The sequence below is a fragment of the Kitasatospora sp. NPDC034035 genome (assembly GCF_055575755.1).
In genome coordinates, this window is the sequence record NZ_JBVISA010000011.1 from 24,906 (window position 1) to 44,730 (window position 19,825).

Below are 19,825 nucleotides of genomic sequence, written 5' to 3' on the forward strand. Positions count from 1 at the left end.
CGCCTGTTGCCGGGCCGGCCCGGCGCGCCCTCCGGCCGCCGGGGCGCCGGCGCCGGTTGCGCGGGTGGAGCGAAACTATCGGATCGTCCCGTCACTTCCCAGGGTTGTGACGGTGACGCGACGAGATCGGCACCGGTCCGCCCGCATGGTGCCGCACCCGTGAAGGCGTGGGAGAGGATGCGGGAGAGGGGTGAGGGTGGCGTGCAGGTCGGGCATTCCGGGCATCAGTGGACGATTCCGTCGTGAAACGAGGGCCTGGGCGACCGGTTTCTGACGTGTGCGGGGCAAGGTGGGGAGGTGGATTGGTTCGGCCCTCGAACGAGTGGTCAGGGCGTAGTAGAGTCGCGCAGACCCGTGGCCGGGAGCCCCCTCCGTATCCCTCCTCACCGTTCCTGCCCCTGCCCCACCCCGCCCCACCCCTCCCGCCGCGCCCACCGCTTCCACGGCCCCCACCCTCCCCGTCCGCGCCTGGCACTTCCCGACCGAGGACTCCATGCGTCTGCGCCGCAGCTCGATCCGCGCGAAGATCATCGCGCTGCTCCTGGTGCCCATCGTGGCGCTCACCGCCCTGTGGGTGTTCGCGACCTTCGCCACCACCGGCGACGTCTGGAGCCAGCTGAGGATCAGCCGTACGTACAAGGAGTTCGCTGGCCCGGTCGACCAGTACGCCACCGACCTGCAGAACGAGCGCCGCGCCGCCGTCCAGAGCCTGGCCGACCCCCGCTCGCCCGTCGCCCGGGACGCCTACGAGCACGCCAAGGCCAACACCGACCGCAGCCTCGCCGTGCTGCGGCAGAAGAAGGACAGCGCGGGCAGCAAGCTCTCCACCCCCCAGCGCGGCCGCTTCGTGCAGATCATCGCCTCCGCCGACCAGATCGGCCCGCTGCGCTCCCAGGTCGGCCGGGCCGCGCTGAACTGGGAATTCGCGCTGGACCAGTACAGCGACCTGGTCAAGCCCGTGTTCGGCTTCCGCTCCGCCTACGTCGCCCGGCAGACCGGCCAACTCCCGCGCCAGGGAACCATTCTGATCGAGCTGGTGCGCGCCCGTGAGTACCTGTCTCAGGAGGACGCGGCGATGGAGGGCCTGCGCGCCGGCGCCGCCAAGCCCACCGCCGAGCAGCACCAGGTCGCGCTGGACGCCCTGCACAACCAGCAGGCGCTGTTCACCGTCTACGTCGCCGAGCTCGAACCCGCCGACCAGTCCGACTACATCGCCCTGCGCGGCGGCGAGGCCTGGGGCGCGCTGGCCCGCGCCGAGGCGGACTTCGTCGGCGCCGGCGGCCCCGACCGGGTGGTCCAGGCACTCAACAGCGACTCCTGGCGGGAGACCGCCGACCGGGCACTCGGCGACCTCAACTCGATCAACAGCCGGATCGCCGCCGGGCTCGACGAGCGCGCGCGGTCCGCGGCGATCGGCATGCTCTGGCGCGGCGGCATCGCCGGTGCGATCGGCCTGGTCGCGGTCGTGCTGTCGATCATGATCTCGTTCCGGATCGGTCGCGGCCTGGCCCGCGAGCTGATCGGCCTGCGCAACGCGGCCAACGAACTCGCCGGCACCCGACTGCCCTCCGTCATGCTGCGGCTGCGCCGCGGCGAGCCGGTCGACGTGGCCACCGAGGCGCCCGGACTGAACTTCGGCGACGCCGAGATCGGGCAGGTCGGCCAGGCGTTCAACGCGGTGCAGCGGGCCGCCGTCGAGGCCGCCGTCGAACAGGCCGAGCTGCGGCGCGGCGTCTCGGCCGTGTTCGTCAACCTGGCCCGGCGCAGCCAGGTGCTGCTGCACCGTCAGCTCACCCTGCTCGACACCATGGAACGCCGCACCGAGGACCCGACGGAGCTCGCGGACCTCTTCAAGGTCGACCACCTCACCACCCGCATGCGCCGGCACGCCGAGGGCCTGATCATCCTGGCCGGCGGCTCGCCCGGGCGTGCCTGGCGCAAGCCGGTCCGGATGGTCGACGTGGTCCGGGCGGCGGTCGGCGAGGTCGAGGACTACGCCCGGGTGACCGTCCGGCCGTTCCCCGGCACCGGCCTGCTCGGCAGCGCCGTCGCGGACATCACCCACCTGGTCGCCGAACTCGTCGAGAACGCCGCGGTGTTCTCCCCGCCGAGCACCCAGGTCACCGTCCAGGGCGAGGTGGTGGCGCACGGCTTCGCGCTGGAGATCGACGACCGCGGGCTCGGGCTGAGCGAGCAGCTGCTCGCCGAGATCAACGAACGCCTCGCCGTGGAGCAGGAGTTCGACCTGGCCGACACCGACCGGCTCGGCCTCTTCGTGGTCAGCCGGCTGGCCCGGCGGCACGGCATCCGGGTGCACCTTCGGCCGTCCCCGTACGGCGGGACGACGGCGGTGGTGCTGATCCCGCGCGAGCTGCTCGCCGAGGCGCCGGACGGGCTGGCGGAGCCGGCCGCGACCGGTCGGCGGTCCGTGGGCGCCGGTCGGCGCGGGCAGCGGGACCTGGTCGCGGTCCCGGGGCCGGTTCCCGGGCCGGGGGCTGCGGGCGGAACCGACCCCGGGGCGGGCTCCTCGTCCGGTTCCCTGTCCGGCGTGTCGTCGGGCTCCTCGTCCGGCGCCGGTGAGGGCGGTCGGCACCGGGGGACGGGCGGGCCGCGGCCCTCCGTGCCCGAGGCGGGGCGTACGGCGGGCGGTCTGCCGCGTAGGGCCTCGCGGCCCAAGGGCGGACCGGTCCTGGTCCCCGCGCCCGGAGCGGACACCGGGGACACCGGGGACGGGCCGGGCACGGGCCGGCACCGGCGGGAGGACATGGTGGTGGCCGCGGCTGCGGAGGCCTTCGCGGCTGCTGCGACCGCCGAGGCTGCCGCTGTCGCCGAGGCTGCCGTGATCGCTGGGGCTGCAGGGGTTGCTGGGGCTGCCGAGGTTCCGCCGGTGGACGCCGCGCCCCGGACGGTGGGCGGTCTGCCGCGTCGGGTCCGGCAGGCGAACCTGGCGCCGCAGCTCAGGGAACAGCTCACGGAGCAAGTGAAGGAACGATTCCGCAGCGCGGGCGGGTCGGGGGACACGACCGGGGACGCGGGGTCCGCTCCCGACGCTCGGGAGGCACGGGAGCGCTCGCCCGAGGAGGCCCGGGCGACCTTCGCCTCGTTCCAGCGCGGCTTCACCCGGGGACGCGGTGCCTCCGCCCCGGTGGACCGTGCCGATGCCACCAAGGATCGCGACGGCTCGCCGACAGGCCGTGACGGATCGTCAAGAAACGGCGACGGATCGTCAAAGGACCGCGACGGCACGCCAGAGGGCGCAGAGAGCGCCCCGGCGGCCCACGAGGGATCGCCGCGCGATCGCTTCGCAGCCGTACCCGCCTGGCAGCCGCCGGGCGCGTCCCGCCGGGCGATCGGCCCGGCGCCCGCCCCGGCGGCGCTGCCCGCCCCCTCGGACACCGGGCGGGCCCCGCTCGCCCGTCGGCTGCCGCCCGGACCGCCGGTCCGTCGCAGCCCGGGCCCGGGATCGCCCGTACCACCGGTATCACCCGTTGTACCCGATTCATCAGCACGACCGGCACCACTCGCACGACCCGCACCACCCGTGCGGCCCACATCGCCTGTGCGGCCCACATCACCCGCATCATCGGCATCACCTGCACCACCCGCTCCAGCGGAAGGAACTGATTCATGACCACTTCGACGCAGCCGTCCGGGGACCTCAACTGGCTCCTGGACGACCTGGTGGGGCGCGTAGCGGCCCTCCGGCACGCGGTGATCCTGTCCAGCGACGGCCTGGCCACCGGCGCCTCCCGCGACCTCGACCGCGAGGACGCCGAGCACCTGGCCGCCGTCGCGGCCGGGTTCCACAGCCTGGCCAAGGGGGCCGGCGGGCACTTCAAGGTCGGCGGCGTCCGGCAGACCATGGTCGAGCTGGACGAGGCGTTCCTGTTCATCACGGCCGCCGGCGACGGCAGCTGCCTGGCCGTGCTGAGTGACGCCGAGGCCGACATCGGCCAGATCGCCTACGAGATGGCCCTGCTGGTCAAGCGGGTCGGCGAGCACATGGCCGCCGAGCCGCGCACCGAAACCGCCCCGCCGGGGAGATGAGCGGGCCGATGGCGGATCCGAAGGCGGACGTGCCGGACGTGCCGGACGGCCCGGAGGTGCCGGTGGGCACGGACGGGCCGACCGGTGCGGGGGCGTCGCCTGGTGCGGACGCATCGGCGGAGGTGGACGCCCCGGCCGGCGTGAACGCGCCGGACGGTGTGGCCGCATCCCAGGGTGTGGACACTCCGGCGGACGCGGAGCAGATCGACCCGGACGGACCCGAGGTCGACCTGTTCCGTCCGCGCACCCCGGTCGACGACCGCTGGTTCGACGACGAGGCCGGCCCGGTCGTGCGGCTCTACTCGATGACCCGCGGCCGCACCCGGCCGGTCGAGGAGGGCCTGTTCGACCTGATCTCGCTGGTCACCGCCGTCGAGCCCGGGCCGGACGCGGGGGCCGTGCCCGCGCACGTCCTCGACCCGGAACACCAGACGCTGCTGGCGCTGTGCCGCCGCGAGCCGCTCTCCGTCGCCGAACTCGGCTCCTTCACCGACCTGCCGGTCAGCGTGGTGCGGGTGCTGCTCGGCGACCTCTACGACGCCGACCTGATCAGCGTCACCCGACCCGTTCCGCTCGCCGAGCTGCCGGACGAGCGCCTGCTGCGAGACGTGATCAATGGACTCCGTGCGCTCTGACCACCACCTCCGCCCGGACGGTGCCGCGTCCGACCCGGCGAACGCCAACGACCCGCGGTGGCGCGGAGGTCCGGCCGCCGCGGTGAAGATCCTGGTCGCGGGCGGCTTCGGCGCGGGGAAGACCACCCTGGTCGGCTCGGTCAGCGAGATCCGGCCGCTGCGCACCGAGGAGGAACTCAGCGAGCTGGGGCGTCCACTGGACGACACCTCGGGCGTCGAGGCGAAGCGCACCACCACGGTGGCGATGGACTTCGGCCGGATCGACCTGCGGCCCGGCCTCGCCCTCTACCTGTTCGGCACGCCCGGGCAGGACCGGTTCTGGTTCGTCTGGGACGAGTTGGCGCGCGGCGCGCTCGGCGCCGTGGTGCTCGCCGACACCCGGCGGCTGGCCGACTGCTTCCCCTCGGTCGACTTCTTCGAGCAGCGCGGCATCCCGTTCGTGGTCGCGGTGAACTGCTTCGAGGGCACCGAGCGGTTCACGCCGGACGAGGTGCGGGACGCGCTCGACCTCGACCCGGACATCCCGGTGTTGCTCTGCGATGCCCGGCTGCGGGAGGACGGGAAGGACCTGCTCGTCGCGCTGGTCGAGCACGCCGCCGCGCGCCGCCACCGCGCTGCCGCCCGGGCCTGAGGGAGCCTCGGGTGACGGCGGCGCGGGCGTCCCCTACCGGCCGACGTCTCATTCCGATGTCCGCATCCCGGACGGTCGGCGCGCGGAAGGTTGCCTAGACCGGCCCGGCCGTGGAAGGCTCAGTGGACGAAGGCCGCCCGGCCATGCCGTCGGGAGCCCCGGAAACGCCCCGTTCACACGGGCGTTGCCGACCGGCGGACGGCCTTCGACGATCCGGCGAGGCACCGCCGGCGCGCACCGGCAGCGGTGCACCGCCGCGCACAGAACGAGGGGGAGGGCAGCAGAATGACGACCGTCGGCCGACGACGCATCGCCACCGCCCTGTCCGGGCCCCTCATGCCCGGCTCCGCCCGCTCGGGTGCCGCCGCTCCGGTGCTCACCGTCCGCCGCTACATCGACCACGCGCTGATCTGCAGCGCGTGTTGTCGCTGACCGGCCTGTCCCATCCCGGTACGTCCCCGGCGCTCCCGGCCCACCAGCCACCGCCCGACGCACCGCTGATCCCGTCGACCAGGCCGTAGCGGACCGCCGTCCGGCGCGCCCGCGGCCGACCAACCGGACCGCCCAGCGGAGAGACCACCAGTGAACATCGTCTGCCCCAGACCTGACCCCGCCGCCGTCGGCCGTACCCGAACGGCCGGGACGGCCCCCGCGACGTGCGCGGGCGGTGGACGGACCGGACGGTGGAACGGGCGCGTGAGCCGCGCCGCGGACAGCCGACGGGGTCACCACGACCTCGAGCCGTTCTGGCCGTCCCGGCAGCCGCACCTGTTCGATCAGACGTGTCCGGGCTCGCCCAGCGCGTCCCGGCTCTCCGCCCGCTGACCCGGTTCAGTCCGGTCCAGCCCCGGCAGTACGCCCGGTCGACGCGCAGACGACTCCACCCCGTCCGTCACGCGCGAAATGAGCGGCACACCATGTCTTCTTCCTCCACGGCCACCCTGCCCCTGCCCACCGCGACCCCGCACCTGCGCGCGGTCCGCTCGGTTCCGACGGTCCCCTCTGTTCCGTCCGTTCCGCCTGTTCCGTCCTCCGTTCCGTCACCTGTTCCATCCGCCGTTCCCGGTGCCGCCGGCTCGGCCTGGGTCGCGGGGTCGTCCGTCGGTCCGTCCGCCGGTCCGTCCGTCGCCCCGGCTTCGGTGGCCGACCGATGGCCCGGGGCGGCGCTCCGCCCGCCGCACACCGGCCCGGCCCGCCCGGCCGGTGGTCCGACGACCGCCGTAGCGCCGCAGCCGGGCACGGTTGTCCCGCCGGCCCCGCACGCGCTGATCGCCGCGCTGCCGGAGGGGGCGACCGTCGTCGCCGCCCTGCCGCAGGGCGTGCTGCCGCAGGGTCTGCTCGCCCAGTACGGCGCGCAGTTCGGTGGCGCGAACGGGAGCCCGATGGTCGGGTACCTGGTGCTGGTGCCGACCGATAGTCCGGCGGCGGGTGGCCCGGGCCTGCCCGGTGCGCCCGATGCGCCCGTCGTGCCCGCGACTGCCGGACTGCCCGGAGCTGTCGGGTGGTCCGGAGCCGCCGGACTGCCTGGGGCGTCGGCTCCGGCGGGTGTCCGCCCGGTGCGTGCGGCCGGGCGCGGCATCACCGTCGACGCGGAGCGGCGCAACGCGTACGTCGACGGGCGGCTGCTCGACCTCACCTACCTGGAGTTCGAGCTGCTGGCCCACCTCACCGAGCACCCGCAGCGGGTGCACAGTCGGGACCACCTGGTCTCCGCGGTCTGGGGCTACGGCCACGTCGGGGACGGCCGGACGGTCGACGTGCACGTCGCCCGTCTGCGCCGCAAGCTCGGACCCGCCTACCGCGAAACGATCGTGACGGTCCGTCGGGTCGGCTACAAGTACAACCCGGCCGCCGTCTGATCACCGACTGCCGACTGTGGCGGCGGGCCGCCCGTACGTTCCGAACGGACGAGCAGCCCGCCGCCGCAGGGCTATTGATGGCCTTCCGGGCGCTGTGGAGTGCAGCGGACGGTGCAGGCCCAGCCCGGTATCCGGGTGCGTCGACCGTCGCTGACAACTGACAGCTGACAGATTTCGAAATCTGTCAGCTGTCAGTTGTCAATCGTCACCTTCCGCCGCAGAGACCGAGCAGCTCGGCGCCTCAGTAACGCGGGCTCAGCGGCTCAGCCGGTCGATCTCCGCCAGCTCCTCCGCCGTCAGCGGCCCGCCGGCCAGCGCGTCGAGGTTCTGGTCCAGCTGGGCCACGCTGCTCGCGCCGATGATCACCGACACCACCCGGGGGTCCCGCAGCACCCAGCACAGCGCCAGCTGCGCCAGCGTCTGCCCGCGCCCCTCGGCGATCTTGTCGAGTGCCCGCAGCTGCTCCAGCTTCGGCCCGGTCAGCGCCTCCTGGGTCAGGAACTTCCCGACCGACATCCGCGAGCCGGCCGGTACGTCCCCGGAGAGGTAGCGGTCCGTCAGCAGTCCCTGGGCCAGTGGCGAGTAGGCGATCAGGCTGGTCTGGGTGTCGCCCACCGCGTCCAGCACCCCGGCCTCCTCCACGTGCCGGTTGAGGATCGAGTACGCCGACTGGTTCAGCAGCACCGGCGTCCCCAGCTCCCGCAGGATCGCCACCGCCTCCCGGTGCTGCTCCGCCGGGTAGTTGGAGATCGCGGCGTACAGCGCCTTGCCCGAGCGCACCGCGCTGTCCAGCGCCCCCATCGTCTCCTCGATCGGGGTGTCCGGGTCGTAGCGGTGCGAGTAGAAGACGTCGACGTAGTCCAGTCCCATCCGGTCCAGCGACTGGTCGAGGCTGGCCAGCAGGTACTTGCGGCTGCCGCCGTTGCCGTACGGGCCGGGCCACATGTCCCAGCCGGCCTTGGTCGCGATGAACAGCTCGTCGCGGTACGGCCGGAAGTCCTGGGCGAACAGGTAGCCGAAGTTGCGCTCGGCACTGCCGTACGGCGGCCCGTAGTTGTTCGCCAGGTCGAAGTGCGTGACGCCCCGGTCGAAGGCCCGGCGCAGCACCGCCCGCTGCACCTCCAGCGGCTGGGTGTCACCGAAGTTGTGCCAGAGCCCGAGCGAGACGGCGGGCAGCTGGACGCCACTGCGGCCGGCCTTCCGGTAGGTCATCGAGGCGTAGCGGTCATCCGCGGCGAGGTAGCTCATGTCGGACATCCTGCCAGCCGGCCCCGGCCGATCAAGCCCTTGCCGTTCCCGTAACCACTGATCCGCCGCCCGCCCGCCCGCGCAGCGCGCCGTGCGCGCCCTGTCCGGCGTGACGCCGGCAACCGTGCGTGACGTGACGCGCGCCACCGATCGCGGCGGAATGCCGCCCGGCGGCAAGGGGGATGACGAACCGTCGAGGGGTCGTGGCCGCCGGGGGGCGGCGCACGGCCCTCAACCATCGGGCGGCCGTCGAAGGCTCCTGGAAGTCGATCCGGAAGCCCGATCCTGAACCCGATCCGGCATACCACTGGCATTCTGTACCTACTGGTATGTACAGTGATCCACATGAGCACCCAGGAACGCCTCATCGAGAGCACCCAGGCACTCCTCTGGGAGCGCGGCTACGTCGGCACCAGCCCCAAGGCCATCCAGCAGCGCTCCGGCGTCGGCCAGGGCAGCATGTACCACCACTTCACCGGCAAGCCCGACCTCGCCGCCGCCGCCCTGCGCCGCAGCGCCGAGCAGATGCGGGGCATCGCCGAGGCCGACCTCGCCGCCCCCGGCAGCGCGTACGACCGCATCGCCGCGTACCTGCGCCGGGACCGTGACGTCCTGCGCGGCTGCCGGATGGGCCGGATGGCCCAGGATCCGGACGTGGTCGCCGACCCGCAGCTGCGCGCCCCCGTCGAGGAGACCTTCGACTGGCTGCGCGGCCGGATCGCCGACCTGGTCGCCGAGGGCCAGGCCGGCGGCGAGTTCGCCCCCGCCCTCGACCCGGCCGACACCGCCGCCGCCGTGGTCGCCGTCGTCCAGGGCGGCTACGTCCTGGCCCGCGCCGCGGACAGCGCGGAGCCGTTCGACCAGGCCGTCCGCGGCGCCCTCGGCCTGCTCGCGGCACACCGAACGGCCTGACGAACAGAGCGAACCGGGCCCGAAGAGCCAACCGGGCCGGCTCGGCCAAGAGGCCGACCACACGACCAGGGCCGGCAGCCCGAACGGAACGAACAGGACCGACAGCCCGACGCCGCGCACCGACCCCGAGGAGCCCCGCCGTGCACGCCATGCAGTACGAGATCACCCTCCCCGCCGACTACGACATGGGCATCATCCGCAAACGCGTCGCCGACAAGGGCCACCTGCTCGACGCCTACCCGGGCCTCGGCCTCAAGGCGTACCTGGTCCGGGAGCGCGGTCTCCAGGGGGCGCCGGTCAACCAGTACGCGCCGTTCTACCTCTGGCGCACCGCCGAGGGCATGAACAGCTTCCTCTGGGGCCCGGCCTTCCGCGGTCTGAGCGCCGACTTCGGCCGCCCGGCCGTCCACCACTGGCTCGGAGCGGGACTGGGCCACGGCGGTGCGACCGACGCGCGGGAGACCGCCCCGACCACCGCCACCCGCGACACCGTACGGCTGCCGGAAACCGCCGACCCGGCCGAAGCCGTCGAGCGGGCGCTCGCCGAACTCCCCACGCACCCGGCCCTGCACACCGCCGCCGTCGCCGTGGACCCGAGCCGCTGGGAACTGCTCCGATTCGCCCTCTGGCACGGCCCGGCCCCGGAGGACGCGCCCGGCGCCCGCTACCAGGTGCTGCACCTCTCCCGACCCGAACTCGACCGGCTGCCGGCCGGACGCCACTTCTGAAAGGCCCCACGCCCCGATGACTTCCGTGCCGCTGCCGCCGAACGACCTCGCCCCCGCCCCGCTCGACCGCGAAGCCGGCTACGCCCTGCTCGCCGACCTCGCCGGGCCGGCCGCCGCCGGCACCCTCGGCGGGCTGGACGCCCTCGCCCCCGGCTTCCCCGACTGGATCGTCACCAGCCTCTTCGGCGGCACCTACCAGCGCCCCGGCCTCGCCCTGCGCGACCGCCAGATCGCCAACCTGGCCGCCCTCACCGCCCTCGGCGGGGTGGAACCCCAGCTCGCCGACCACGTGCGCTACAGCCGGCGGATCGGCCTGACGAAGGAGGAGATCACCGAGGTCATCGTCCACCTCGCCCCCTACGTCGGCGTCCCCAAGGCCCTCGCCGGCCTGCGCGTCGCGACCGCGACCTTCGCCGAAGCCACCGAAGCCACCGAGGCAACCGAGGCAACCGAGGCCGCCGTCAACGCAGCCACCGACACCACCGACACCACCGCAGCCACCGGCGCCACCGCAGTCAGCGACCTCACCGAGGAGCAGGCATGAGCCGCACCGTCCGCACCGTCCTGGGCGACCTCGACCCCGCCGAACTCGGCGTCACGGACTCCCACGACCACCTCTTCATCCGCAGCCCGCTGCTCCCCGGGCAGGAGCTGGACGATCCGGCTGCCGCCGAGGAGGTCCTGCGCGCCTACGCCGCCGCCGGCGGCCGCACCCTCGTCCAGTGGACCCCGTTCGGCATGGGCCGGGGCGCGGACTCGCTCGCCACCCTCTCCCGCACGACCGGCGTCCACATCGTCGCCGCCACCGGCGCACACCAGGCGGCCCACTACGCGGCCGGCCCCGTCCCGTACGCGGACCTCGCCGAACGCTTCGTCGCCGAGCTCACCACCGGACTGCCGGGTGCATCCGAGAGCGCCCGCGCCGGTCTGATCAAGGTCGCCGACGACGCGGGCCGCACCACCGCGCACACCCGTCGGACGATGGCCGCGGCCGCCGAAGCGCACCACGCCACGGGCGCCCCGATCGCCGTCCACCTCGAACCCGACGGTGATCCGCACGAGGTCCTGTCCCGGCTCAGCAGCCGCGACGGGGTCCGGCCCGACCGGATCATCTTCGGCCACCTCACCCGGTTCCCCGACCGCGCCACGTACCGCAGCCTCGCCGCCGAGGGCGTCCACCTCGCCTTGGACAGCCCCTCCCGGATCGGCCACCCGACCGACCTCCAGGCCTTCGACGTCATCGCCGACCTGGTCGACGCGGGCCACGCCGACCAGCTGCTCCTGGGCGCCGACACCACGACCCGTACCGCCCGGCAGGCCGGCGGTCCGACCCGCCTGCTCACCGATCTCGCCCCACGGCTCGCCCGCGCCTACGGCTCGGAACTGCCCGAGCTGCTCCTCACCACCAACCCGGCCGCCGCCTTCGCCGCCGACTGGCGCACCCCGTGAGCCCGGCAGGCCCTGAGCCCGGCAGGCCCTGAGCTGGGCGGACCCTCGAGCCCTGGCAGGCTTCCGAGCCCGTTCCCGCTCCTGTGGCCGACTGCTCCCGCCCGGGTTTGAATCCGAGTAGCCCTCCTGCCGGAGGGGCGCCCCCAGAGAGGCGGACTCGACGATGCCCGCACCATCGACGGCGGCCGCACCATCGACCGCCGCACCGTCGACCTACCCGTGGCTCGCACCCGCCCGGCTCGCCGTCGCGGCCCTCGTCGCCGTCGCCCTCTGCTTCTCCGGCTACCGCGCGGCGACGGACCCCACCGGGGTGGTGAACTTCTTCAGCTACTTCACCAACCTGGGCAACCTCGCCGTGGTCGCCGTCCTGGGCTACGGCGGCTGGGCGGGCCTGACCGGCCGCCGCCCGGTGCCGGACGAGGTGCGCGGGGCGGTCGTGCTCTACCTGGTGATCACCGGACTGGTCTACGGCACGCTGCTGGCGAAGTACCCGGAGCAGCTGGTGATCCCGTGGGCGGACGACGTGTTGCACCGCGCGATCCCGCTCGTCGTGCTTGCCGACTGGCTGATCGACCCGCCCGCCCGGCGCGTCCGCCCGGTCGTGGTGCTCGGCTGGATGGCGTTCCCGCTGCTGTACCTGGTGTACGCGCTGCTGCGCGGCCACGCCGTCGACTGGTACCCGTACCCGTTCCTCGACCCCACCCTGCACGGTGGCTACCGCCGGGTGGCCGGGGCCTGCTTCCTGACGGCGGTGGCCTTCGTCCTCGTCGGCGCCGCGGTCGCCGCCGTGGGCAACGCGCTCGCCGCGCACCGCGACGCCCGCGACGGCGCGGTCCCGAGGGGCCGTCACGCCCGTGCCGGAACGGGCTGACGAGGGCCGAACACGCTCCCGTGGTGACGGCCGTGGTGACGCTCCGGACCCTCACGGCCGCCGACGCAGCATCGAGGCCTTCCGGCAGCGGGCGAAACGCCGAAGCGGGGCCTGTGCCGTACAGGGGACGGCACAGGCCCCGCCGTTCGGGGCGGCGGGGGCGGGCGGTCACATGTGGGTGCCGCCGTCGATGCGGAGCTCGGTGCCGGTGACGAAGGCGCCGTCGTCGGAGGCGAGCATGGCGATCACGCCGGCCACCGTCCCCGGGCCCGCGAAGCCCTGGCCGAGGGCGGGGGAGAGCTTGGCGAGCAGGCTGAAGTCGGCGTCGGCGGGCAGGCCGGGGTTGTTGGTCATGCCGCTGTCGATGCTGCCCGGGGCGACGCAGACCGCGCGCAGGCCCTGCTTCGAGTACTCCGAGGCGATGGCGTGGGTGAACGACTGGATGCCGCCCTTGGTCGCGGCGTACGCGGCCATGTAGGGGTGGGCGAAGCTCGCGGAGGTGGAGCTGAAGTTGACCACCACGCCCTTGCCGCCGGCGAGCAGTGCGGGGAGCGCCTCGCGGGTCATCAGGAAGGTGCCGGTCAGGTTCACCGCGAGGAGCGTGTTCCAGAACTCCAGGGTGGTCTCGTGGGTGTGCGAGGCACGGAGGATGCCGGCCGCGTTGACCAGGACGTCCAGGCCGCCCAGGTCGGCGATCGCCTCGGCGACGCCCGCGACGACGGCGGCCTCGTCGGAGATGTCCAGGACCCGGATGGTCAGGCGGTCCGCGGTGCCGTCGGCGGTCGCGCGGTCCAGGGTCTTCTTCAGGCCGTCCTCGTTGACGTCGACGGCGACGACCTTGCCGCCCTCGGCGAGGATCCGGTGCACGGTCGCCCGGCCGATGCCCGAGCCGCCGCCGGTGATCAGGACGTTCCGTCCGCTGAAGCGCTCCATGGTGGTACTCCGTTCGTTCGTGGTCTCTCGACCTCAAGAGGCACGGTACGCCCAAGTGGCACGTTGTGCCAATGAGGCTTGATGAGTCATCTCGGCATGACGCGCCAGAATGGCACCCATCCGCGTAGGCTGACCCCGTGACCGGACGCCCGACCCTGAACCAGCGCCGCCGTGACGCCACCCGGCTGGAGATCGCCCGCGCTGCCGCCGCGCTCTTCGCCGAAAAGGGGGCGGAGGCCACCACCGCCGAGGAGATCGCCCTCGCCACAGGCATCTCGCTGCGCACCTTCTACCGGTACTTCTCCGTCAAGGAGGATGCCGTCGCCCCGCTGCTCGCGGCGGGCGGACGGCAGTGGGTCGACCGGTTCGCCGAGAGCTCGGCCGACCTGCCGCTGCGCGAGGCGCTGGAGAGCGCGGCGGTCGCGTCGCTGACGCCGGCCGACGAGGCGGGTGCCGAGATGATGCAGTGGACCCGCAGCCTGCTGCGCGACCCGAGCCTGGAAGGTGCCTGGCAGCGCGTCCACGCCGACTCGGAGGTGCGGCTGCGCGCGGTCCTCGCCGACCGCTGCCCGGAGGGCACCGATCCGCTGGAGATCCGGCTGGCCGCCGCCGCCGCGACAGCGGCGATCCGGGTGGCCCTGGAGCAGTGGGCCTCCTCCGACGCCCCCGCCGTCGGCCCGGGCTCCCCGCGCGACCTGGGCGCCCGCTGCATGCGCGAGCTCACGGCGGGGCTGCGGCTCTGGGAGCGGGTGTCCTGAGCCGGGGGTGCGTCGGGCGTGGGGCGTGGTGGCTGCCGCGCCCGGCGGTTGGCGGGTGACGGCGAGCAGCTGACAGGGTTCAGGGTTCAGATGTCAGATGACAGATTTCGAAATCTGTCATCTGAACTCTGTCGGTTGAAAGCCGTCGGCCGTTCCCCGCGACCTCCCAGCCCGCCATCAGCGTTCTCCCAGCTGGCGCTAGGGTTGATCATTGCGCCCTGGCAGGGGAACCGGGGTGACCTCCTCGGATGTCCCCAGCGGAGGGGTCCGGAGTTCGAGGCGTGGGAGCAAGTAGGACATGGGTCTGACGAGCCACAAGGTGCTGGCGCTGACCGTATTGATCGCCGTCGTGGTGATGGGGGGCACGGTCTGGCTGTGGCCCAGGATGGCCAGGACGACCTGGCAGGCGGTGCTCGGCCGGATCGGCACGCTGCTCGCCACCCAGTTCGCGGTGCTCGCGGCGCTCGGCCTGGTGGCGAACAACTACTTCGCCTTCTACAGCAGTTGGGACGACCTGCTGGGCACCGGTGACACCGGCCCGGTGGTGATCCACAACAAGGCGGACGCCTCCGGTCGCCTCCTGGTGGAGACGATCGGCCACGCCTCGGTCAAGGGCGGCGGTGCGGTGGGCCGCGAGCCCAGCCAGTCGGGCGAGATCCGCAAGGTCCGGATCGACGGTGCGGTCAGCTGGCTGTCCACCGAGAGCTACGTCTACCTGCCCCCGCAGTACTTCCAGCCGGAGTACGCGCAGAGGAAGTTCCCGGCCGTGATCGTCAGCACCGGGTTCCCAGGAATCGCCGAGAACCTGATCACCCGCTTCAACTACCCGGGCGCGGCGCTCAAGCTGCTGCAGGAAGGCCGGATGCAGCCGACCGTCCTGATCCTGATGCGCCCCTCGCCCGCGCTGCCGCAGGACACCGAGTGCGAGGACATCCCGAACGGCCCGCAGTCCGACACGTACTTCACCAAGGACGTGCCCTCGGCGATCCAGGCCAGCTTCCGGGTCTCGTCCGACCCGCAGGCCTGGGCCTTCATGGGCAACTCGACCGGCGGCTACTGCGCGCTCAAGCTGGCCATGCGCCACCCCGACGTGTTCCCGACCGCCGTCGCGCTCTCGGCCTACTACGACGCCGCCGACGACCCGACCACCGGTGACCTGTTCGGCGGCAGCAAGCAGCGCCGCGACGAGGCCAACCTGATGTGGCGGCTGAAGAACCTGCCGCAGCCCAACGTGTCCGTGCTGCTGGCGGGCACCAAGAAGGGCGACGGCGACTACCGGCGGGAGACCGAGGCCTTCGTCGAGGCGGCGCGGAGCCCGATGAAGGTCTCGTACAGCATGCTCGAGAACGGCGGCCACAACTTCGAGACCTGGAGCGCGCTGCTGCCGTCCTCGCTGGAGTGGCTGTCCCAGCACCTTGCGGTGCCGAACCCGACCGCCTGACGACCGGCCGCTTATCGGCCGGACCCCGGGGCCCAGCCGCGGGTCGGGGGTCCGGCCGTCACAGGTCTCAGGCCACCCGCTCCAGCGAACCGGTGTGCAGCTGGCCGACCCGGCCGCCCTCGCCCTCGAAGGTCCAGAAGGCCCGCACCGTCAGCTTGTTCAGGTCCATCACATGGCTGACGGTGATCCCGCTCTGCTCCGTCCAGCTGACGAAGTAGATCTCCGGTGCGACCTCGGCGACGTGCAGCCGCACGTCCTCCCACTGGCCCGCGGACTCGCCGAGGCCCTCCCAGCGCAGCCGCGTGCCGTCGGCCGAGTAGGTGTTGCGGAAGGCCGCGCCGTTGTCGGCCCGGAAGACGTAGGTGCGGCCGGCGAAGGCGGGCAGGGACGCGATCATGGTGGGGCGGCTCCTCGTTTCGGGCTTTGGTGCTCTTGTGCACTGCGGAAATGTCAGGCCTCCAATTTATCCGACCGGGTGCAGTCGGTCAGATCTTTGCCACGGTACGGATCGCCACCGCGCCGCCCGCCGGGGGGTGCGACCGGCACATGGACACCCGCCGCGCTCCGGTCCTACCGTCCACCCATAAGACGCACCCCTGCGAGACTCACCCCAGCGAGACGCACCCCCACCACGCCCGTCCACACCACCGGCATCGCGACGGTCGGCGGCACCCGGCTGCTGAGCGGCCTCGACCGCCTGGAGCTGGCCTGGGCGCCGGAGGCCGAGAGCCAGGTCGACGCCTGGCTCGGCTGACCGTCCCGCCAGGCCTTCGGCCGAGCACCCGGACGGGCACCCGGCCAGGAACCAGGACAGGCATCCGGCCGGGCCGGGGGATTGATCAACTCGGCCGCCACACAGCGTCGTTGATTGACACCGCTGTGAGCTGCACGACAACCGGACCGACGGAGTTGTCCGTTCACGCACAGCCTGCCTAGCCTGCAACGGTCGTCCGCCCTCGCGGACCCCGCCGCCGGGACGCCGAGTCCCGTCCACCCGTCGGCGGGTCACCGAGCACCACGCGGACGGGAGTGGGGGAACCAAGGTCGGCGCCCGGCCCGCGCGCTCACGCGTACGGGTCGTGGCTAGGGGTGAAGCCGTTCCACAGGCGGCCGGGCCAACTGCAGCCCGAACCCGACAGCTAACCTCGCAGGCGTCGCAGAGGTCCGCTCATGCCCCAGCCTGCTGTCCGGCGCGCCACGCCGCGCCACGCCCGCCCCTCCCGCCGCGGCCGCAACGCCGCCTTCGCCGCCACGGGGGCGCTCGCCATCAGCGGCGCCGGCCTGTTCGGACTGCCGTCCGTGAGCAGTGCCCAGGCCGCCACCGCGCCGACCGTCACCCAGGACCGGCTCGCCCCCGCCACCATGGTCGCGGGCAAGGCCGGCACCGCCTCGCTCGGCCTGCACTCCTCGGCCTGCTTCACCGCGAAGACCGTCGGCGTGGGCGTGCGGGACGCGCGCGGCACCAACCTCGACTTCCCCGGCAACGCCTCCAACGTGCAGATCTGCCCGAGCGGCGTGAACTTCACCAGCGGCGCGCGCACCCTGCCCGCCGGGACGTACACCCAGTTCGGCTTCTGGCAGGACCTCGGCGGCGTCTGGCACAACCTGCCCTCGCAGCAGCTGGTGGTCTCGGCCACCGCCACCCCGGCCCCGACGGCCACCGCCACCCCGGCGCCGACCTCCATGCCGACCCCGACCCCCACGCCGACCCCGAGCGCCACGGCCAGCCCGACCGCCCCCGCGCCGTCCTCCCTGGTCGCCGGCAAGTCGCTGACCTGGTCGGACGAGTTCAACGGCTCGATCTCCTGGGGCCAGCGCTGGGTCGGCGACAAGAGCACCTCGTACAAGTACGGGAACCACAACCCGGACGACAACAAGCTGGACTGGCTGAACAAGAACAACGTCAGCGTCGCCAACGGGGTCGCCACCTTCACCGCCGCCCCGGGCGGCCCGGCCCTGGAGAACGGCAAGCAGTCCTGGAACACCGGCTTCCTGACCACCGAGGGCTCCAGCGAGGGCTTCCAGGTCAAGACCGGCGACTACGCCGAGACCCGGGTCAAGCTGCCCGCGGGCACCGGCGCCTGGCCGGCCCTGTGGACCTGGAAGAACGGCAGCGGGGAGATCGACTCCTTCGAGTACCACCCCGACAACCCGAACCTGCTGGAGCTGACCAACCACGTCAACCCCGGCAACCCGAAGTACTACACCGACGCGAGCGCCATCGCGAAGGACCAGTGGGTGACCATCGGCACCTACTACGGCGCGAACTCGGTGGACTGGTACGTCAACGGCGTCAAGGTCTTCTCGGACGGCAAGGGCGTCGGCGCCAACTGGTCGGCGTACCTGATCCTCAACCTCTCGGTGTGCGCGGGGCAGTACCACCCCGCGCCGCAGGGGACCGCTCCGATCACCATGGCCGCCGACTACGTCCGCGTCTACCGCTAACCGGTAGGACGTCTCACCGGTCGCCGCAAGCCGGCAGCCGCTCGCCGGCGCCCGGCGCCCGGTGGGACGACGTGGCTCAGGAACCGGCAGCCGTCTCGACCACCGTGATGTCGAACGGCTGCCGGTTGTTGCTCTCGTCCCGGTCGTCCGCGCTGCGCACCGCGACCCAGCCGCCGCTCAGTTTTCCCAGGGGCAGGTCGGGGTCCAGACGGACCGGGACGAGGGCGGTCGCGGTGCGCAGCGGCGGCAGCCCGGGCCCGAAGACGCAGCGCACCCGGTGGCCGTTCTGCAGCACCTCGCAGTTGTCGGGGTAGTAGGGCCCCTCGGGGGTGACGCCCTTCGGCAGGGTGACCACGACCGTGAACGGGGAGGCGGTGGTGTCCGGGCCCCTGTTCGCGACGAAGCCGTGGACGGTCGTGGTGCCGCCGGGCGGCGCCGCCGGGTCCGGGTCGATCCGGACCACCTCCAGGTCGGAGTCGGACGGCGCGGCGACCACGGCGGGCAGGGTGGACACCTCGGGGACGGCGGACGCGGTCGGCGCGCCCGGCGCGACGACCTCCACCGCCGGACGGGGCTCCGGCCGACGCAGCGCCCAGGACGGGCTGGTGGCCAGCACCGCCACCGTGCAGCCCGCCACGACGGCCGCGACCAGCACGGCCCCGCCGTACCTCCTGCCCCTCGAGCTGCCGTGCGATCCCGTGTCACCGCAAGACCCAGTGCTGCCGTGCGATCCCGAGCCACCTCCTACGACGCCCCGTACGTCCTGCTGCTCCATGCCGCTCACCGTGCCCTCGTGCTTCGGCCGCCCGCACCGTCGCGGGCCGCGTCCGCACCAGGGTGGCCGAGCTGTCGCCGCGACCGGGGCGCATCCCGACCCGCCCCGCCGCCGTCCGCTCGAACGGAGGACGTGCGGTGTCGGCCCGGCGGCCCGTGTCGGAAAGGGGGGTTGACGAGGCGTCAGGCTGGTGGCCCTCAGGGGGCGAGGACCTGCCCCAGCCGGCCGGCGATCTGGCGCATCACCGGTACCAGCGAGGCGGCCCCGGCCTGCTCCTCCAGGGCCCGGATGCGGGCCTCCGGCCCGGAGACCGAGAGCGCGGTGGGCGTCGGCGCGCCGGGGACGGCGAGCGCGATGCAGCGGACGCCGATCTCCTGCTCCTGGTCGTCGACCACGTAGCCGCGCTCGCGCGCCTCGGCGAGCTGGTGCAGCAGCTCCTGCGGGTCGGTGACCGTGTACTCGGTGTGGGCCGGCAGCGGGTTGGGGCCGAGGACGGCGCGCGCCTCGTCCTCGGGCAGCTGGGCGAGCAGTGCCTTGCCGACGCCGGTGCAGTGCGGCTGCACCCGCCGCCCGACCTCGGTGAACATCCGCATCGAGCGCCGCGACTGCACCTGCCCGACGTACACCACCTCGCCGCCCTCCAGTACCGCCAGGTTCGCGGTCTCGCCGGTGGCCTCCATGAGCTCGGCCAGGTAGGGGCGGGCCCAGCTGCCGAGCAGCCGCCCGGCCGTCTCGCCGAGGCGGATCAGCCGGGGGCCGAGGGTGTAGCGGCGCGCGGTGTCCTGGCGGACATAGCCCTGCTGGACGAGGGTACGAACCAGTCGGTGGATGGTCGGCATCGGGAGGCCGGAACTGGTGGAGAGCTCGCTGAGCGTGGCCACGCCGCCGGCGTCGGCCAGCGCCTCCAGGAGTTGGAAGGCGCGCTCGACGGACTGCACGCCGCCGCTCGCGCGGTCGGAGCCTGTCGTCGATGCTGTGTCGGGGGTCGCAACCACCGGCGTTCCCTTCGCTGTCGGGGAGGAGTAGAGTCCCGGCGACCTCTTCAACAAACCGTTGAAATTCTGTATCGCGGAAACTAGTCTCCACCTTACAG

At 73.3% G+C, this 19,825-nt stretch carries 19 protein-coding genes and 1 riboswitch; of the genes, 14 read left to right on the plus strand and 5 right to left on the minus strand.

What is annotated here, in order from left to right; all coding sequences use genetic code 11:
• Window positions 1–493 precede the first annotated feature (493 nt).
• The 6 genes from ACZ52J_RS17400 (at window position 494) to ACZ52J_RS17425 (ending at window position 7,172) form a co-directional block, all read left to right on the plus strand.
• Entirely contained in the window at window positions 494–3,631 is a 3,138-nt protein-coding gene (locus tag ACZ52J_RS17400) for a sensor histidine kinase (RefSeq protein ID WP_465619713.1), read from the plus strand.
• Entirely contained in the window at window positions 3,628–4,047 is a 420-nt protein-coding gene (locus ACZ52J_RS17405; protein ID WP_360490059.1) for a roadblock/LC7 domain-containing protein, read from the plus strand. The genes ACZ52J_RS17400 and ACZ52J_RS17405 overlap by 4 nt, the downstream gene beginning before the upstream one ends.
• A 203-nt stretch (window positions 4,048–4,250) precedes the next feature.
• On the plus strand, window positions 4,251–4,682 hold the full coding sequence (locus ACZ52J_RS17410; protein ID WP_396287675.1) for a DUF742 domain-containing protein: 432 nt from the start codon (window positions 4,251–4,253) through the stop codon (window positions 4,680–4,682).
• Window positions 4,663–5,313: a GTP-binding protein gene (locus ACZ52J_RS17415; RefSeq protein ID WP_396287654.1), complete on the plus strand. Its 651-nt coding sequence runs from the start codon at window positions 4,663–4,665 to the stop codon at window positions 5,311–5,313. The genes ACZ52J_RS17410 and ACZ52J_RS17415 overlap by 20 nt, the downstream gene beginning before the upstream one ends.
• 285 nt (window positions 5,314–5,598) lie before the next feature.
• The gene (locus ACZ52J_RS17420) at window positions 5,599–5,745 is read left to right on the plus strand and encodes a hypothetical protein (protein WP_465619716.1); all 147 of its coding nucleotides are present in this window, start codon (window positions 5,599–5,601) and stop codon (window positions 5,743–5,745) included.
• A gap of 707 nt (window positions 5,746–6,452) precedes the next feature.
• Complete coding sequence (locus ACZ52J_RS17425) at window positions 6,453–7,172, plus strand: winged helix-turn-helix domain-containing protein (protein WP_465619718.1); 720 nt, start codon at window positions 6,453–6,455, stop codon at window positions 7,170–7,172.
• 255 nt (window positions 7,173–7,427) lie between these two features.
• Here ACZ52J_RS17425 and ACZ52J_RS17430 read toward each other — a convergent pair whose 3' ends face one another.
• Complete coding sequence (locus ACZ52J_RS17430; protein ID WP_465619720.1) at window positions 7,428–8,420, minus strand: aldo/keto reductase; 993 nt, start codon at window positions 8,418–8,420, stop codon at window positions 7,428–7,430.
• 345 nt (window positions 8,421–8,765) lie between these two features.
• Between ACZ52J_RS17430 and ACZ52J_RS17435 the strand changes: the two genes are divergently transcribed.
• From ACZ52J_RS17435 to ACZ52J_RS17455, 5 genes are all read left to right on the plus strand, one after another.
• Window positions 8,766–9,332 carry a TetR/AcrR family transcriptional regulator gene (locus ACZ52J_RS17435; RefSeq protein WP_360490053.1) on the plus strand — a complete coding sequence of 189 codons (567 nt, stop codon included), beginning with the start codon at window positions 8,766–8,768 and terminating at the stop codon, window positions 9,330–9,332.
• Window positions 9,333–9,472: 140 nt separating this feature from the next.
• Window positions 9,473–10,060 carry a DUF4865 family protein gene (locus ACZ52J_RS17440; protein WP_465619721.1) on the plus strand — a complete coding sequence of 196 codons (588 nt, stop codon included), beginning with the start codon at window positions 9,473–9,475 and terminating at the stop codon, window positions 10,058–10,060.
• A gap of 16 nt (window positions 10,061–10,076) precedes the next feature.
• Complete coding sequence (locus tag ACZ52J_RS17445) at window positions 10,077–10,604, plus strand: carboxymuconolactone decarboxylase family protein (RefSeq protein ID WP_465619723.1); 528 nt, start codon at window positions 10,077–10,079, stop codon at window positions 10,602–10,604.
• Window positions 10,601–11,509, plus strand: coding sequence for a phosphotriesterase family protein (locus ACZ52J_RS17450; protein ID WP_465619725.1), 909 nt, complete (start codon window positions 10,601–10,603; stop codon window positions 11,507–11,509). The genes ACZ52J_RS17445 and ACZ52J_RS17450 overlap by 4 nt, the downstream gene beginning before the upstream one ends.
• A 163-nt stretch (window positions 11,510–11,672) precedes the next feature.
• Window positions 11,673–12,380 (plus strand): Pr6Pr family membrane protein, encoded by a 708-nt coding sequence (locus ACZ52J_RS17455; RefSeq protein ID WP_465619727.1) that lies wholly within the window; start codon window positions 11,673–11,675, stop codon window positions 12,378–12,380.
• 168 nt (window positions 12,381–12,548) lie between these two features.
• Here ACZ52J_RS17455 and ACZ52J_RS17460 read toward each other — a convergent pair whose 3' ends face one another.
• Complete coding sequence (locus ACZ52J_RS17460; protein WP_465619729.1) at window positions 12,549–13,313, minus strand: SDR family NAD(P)-dependent oxidoreductase; 765 nt, start codon at window positions 13,311–13,313, stop codon at window positions 12,549–12,551.
• A gap of 137 nt (window positions 13,314–13,450) precedes the next feature.
• Between ACZ52J_RS17460 and ACZ52J_RS17465 the strand changes: the two genes are divergently transcribed.
• A complete protein-coding gene (locus tag ACZ52J_RS17465) occupies window positions 13,451–14,071 on the plus strand; it encodes a TetR family transcriptional regulator (RefSeq protein WP_465619731.1) in 621 nt (206 codons plus the stop codon).
• Window positions 14,072–14,369: 298 nt separating this feature from the next.
• Window positions 14,370–15,512 (plus strand): alpha/beta hydrolase, encoded by a 1,143-nt coding sequence (locus ACZ52J_RS17470; RefSeq protein ID WP_465619733.1) that lies wholly within the window; start codon window positions 14,370–14,372, stop codon window positions 15,510–15,512.
• Between the two features lie 67 nt (window positions 15,513–15,579).
• Here ACZ52J_RS17470 and ACZ52J_RS17475 read toward each other — a convergent pair whose 3' ends face one another.
• Window positions 15,580–15,909, minus strand: coding sequence for a phenolic acid decarboxylase (locus ACZ52J_RS17475; RefSeq protein WP_360490037.1), 330 nt, complete (start codon window positions 15,907–15,909; stop codon window positions 15,580–15,582).
• 606 nt (window positions 15,910–16,515) lie between these two features.
• Window positions 16,516–16,681, plus strand: a riboswitch (cyclic di-AMP (ydaO/yuaA leader).
• A 1-nt stretch (window position 16,682) separates the two neighbouring features.
• Between ACZ52J_RS17475 and ACZ52J_RS17480 the strand changes: the two genes are divergently transcribed.
• Window positions 16,683–17,957 (plus strand): glycoside hydrolase family 16 protein, encoded by a 1,275-nt coding sequence (locus ACZ52J_RS17480; RefSeq protein WP_465619735.1) that lies wholly within the window; start codon window positions 16,683–16,685, stop codon window positions 17,955–17,957.
• 76 nt (window positions 17,958–18,033) lie between these two features.
• Here the strand turns inward: ACZ52J_RS17480 and ACZ52J_RS17485 are convergent, their stop codons facing one another.
• Together ACZ52J_RS17485 and ACZ52J_RS17490 are read right to left on the minus strand one after the other, a co-directional pair.
• The gene (locus ACZ52J_RS17485) at window positions 18,034–18,612 is read right to left on the minus strand and encodes a hypothetical protein (RefSeq protein ID WP_465619737.1); all 579 of its coding nucleotides are present in this window, start codon (window positions 18,610–18,612) and stop codon (window positions 18,034–18,036) included.
• Between the two features lie 317 nt (window positions 18,613–18,929).
• Window positions 18,930–19,727 (minus strand): IclR family transcriptional regulator, encoded by a 798-nt coding sequence (locus tag ACZ52J_RS17490; protein WP_465619739.1) that lies wholly within the window; start codon window positions 19,725–19,727, stop codon window positions 18,930–18,932.
• Between the last annotated feature and the right edge of the window lie 98 nt (window positions 19,728–19,825).

Coding starts and splice junctions, on each gene's coding strand:
- ACZ52J_RS17400 (WP_465619713.1), top strand. CDS start 494: ATGCGTCTGCGCCGCAGCTCGATCCGCGCGAAGATCATCGCGCTGCTC.
- ACZ52J_RS17405 (WP_360490059.1), top strand. CDS start 3,628: ATGACCACTTCGACGCAGCCGTCCGGGGACCTCAACTGGCTCCTGGAC.
- ACZ52J_RS17415 (WP_396287654.1), top strand. CDS start 4,663: ATGGACTCCGTGCGCTCTGACCACCACCTCCGCCCGGACGGTGCCGCG.
- ACZ52J_RS17420 (WP_465619716.1), top strand. CDS start 5,599: ATGACGACCGTCGGCCGACGACGCATCGCCACCGCCCTGTCCGGGCCC.
- ACZ52J_RS17430 (WP_465619720.1), bottom strand. CDS start 8,420: ATGAGCTACCTCGCCGCGGATGACCGCTACGCCTCGATGACCTACCGG.
- ACZ52J_RS17435 (WP_360490053.1), top strand. CDS start 8,766: ATGAGCACCCAGGAACGCCTCATCGAGAGCACCCAGGCACTCCTCTGG.
- ACZ52J_RS17445 (WP_465619723.1), top strand. CDS start 10,077: ATGACTTCCGTGCCGCTGCCGCCGAACGACCTCGCCCCCGCCCCGCTC.
- ACZ52J_RS17450 (WP_465619725.1), top strand. CDS start 10,601: ATGAGCCGCACCGTCCGCACCGTCCTGGGCGACCTCGACCCCGCCGAA.
- ACZ52J_RS17455 (WP_465619727.1), top strand. CDS start 11,673: ATGCCCGCACCATCGACGGCGGCCGCACCATCGACCGCCGCACCGTCG.
- ACZ52J_RS17460 (WP_465619729.1), bottom strand. CDS start 13,313: ATGGAGCGCTTCAGCGGACGGAACGTCCTGATCACCGGCGGCGGCTCG.
- ACZ52J_RS17470 (WP_465619733.1), top strand. CDS start 14,370: ATGGGTCTGACGAGCCACAAGGTGCTGGCGCTGACCGTATTGATCGCC.
- ACZ52J_RS17475 (WP_360490037.1), bottom strand. CDS start 15,909: ATGATCGCGTCCCTGCCCGCCTTCGCCGGCCGCACCTACGTCTTCCGG.
- ACZ52J_RS17480 (WP_465619735.1), top strand. CDS start 16,683: ATGCCCCAGCCTGCTGTCCGGCGCGCCACGCCGCGCCACGCCCGCCCC.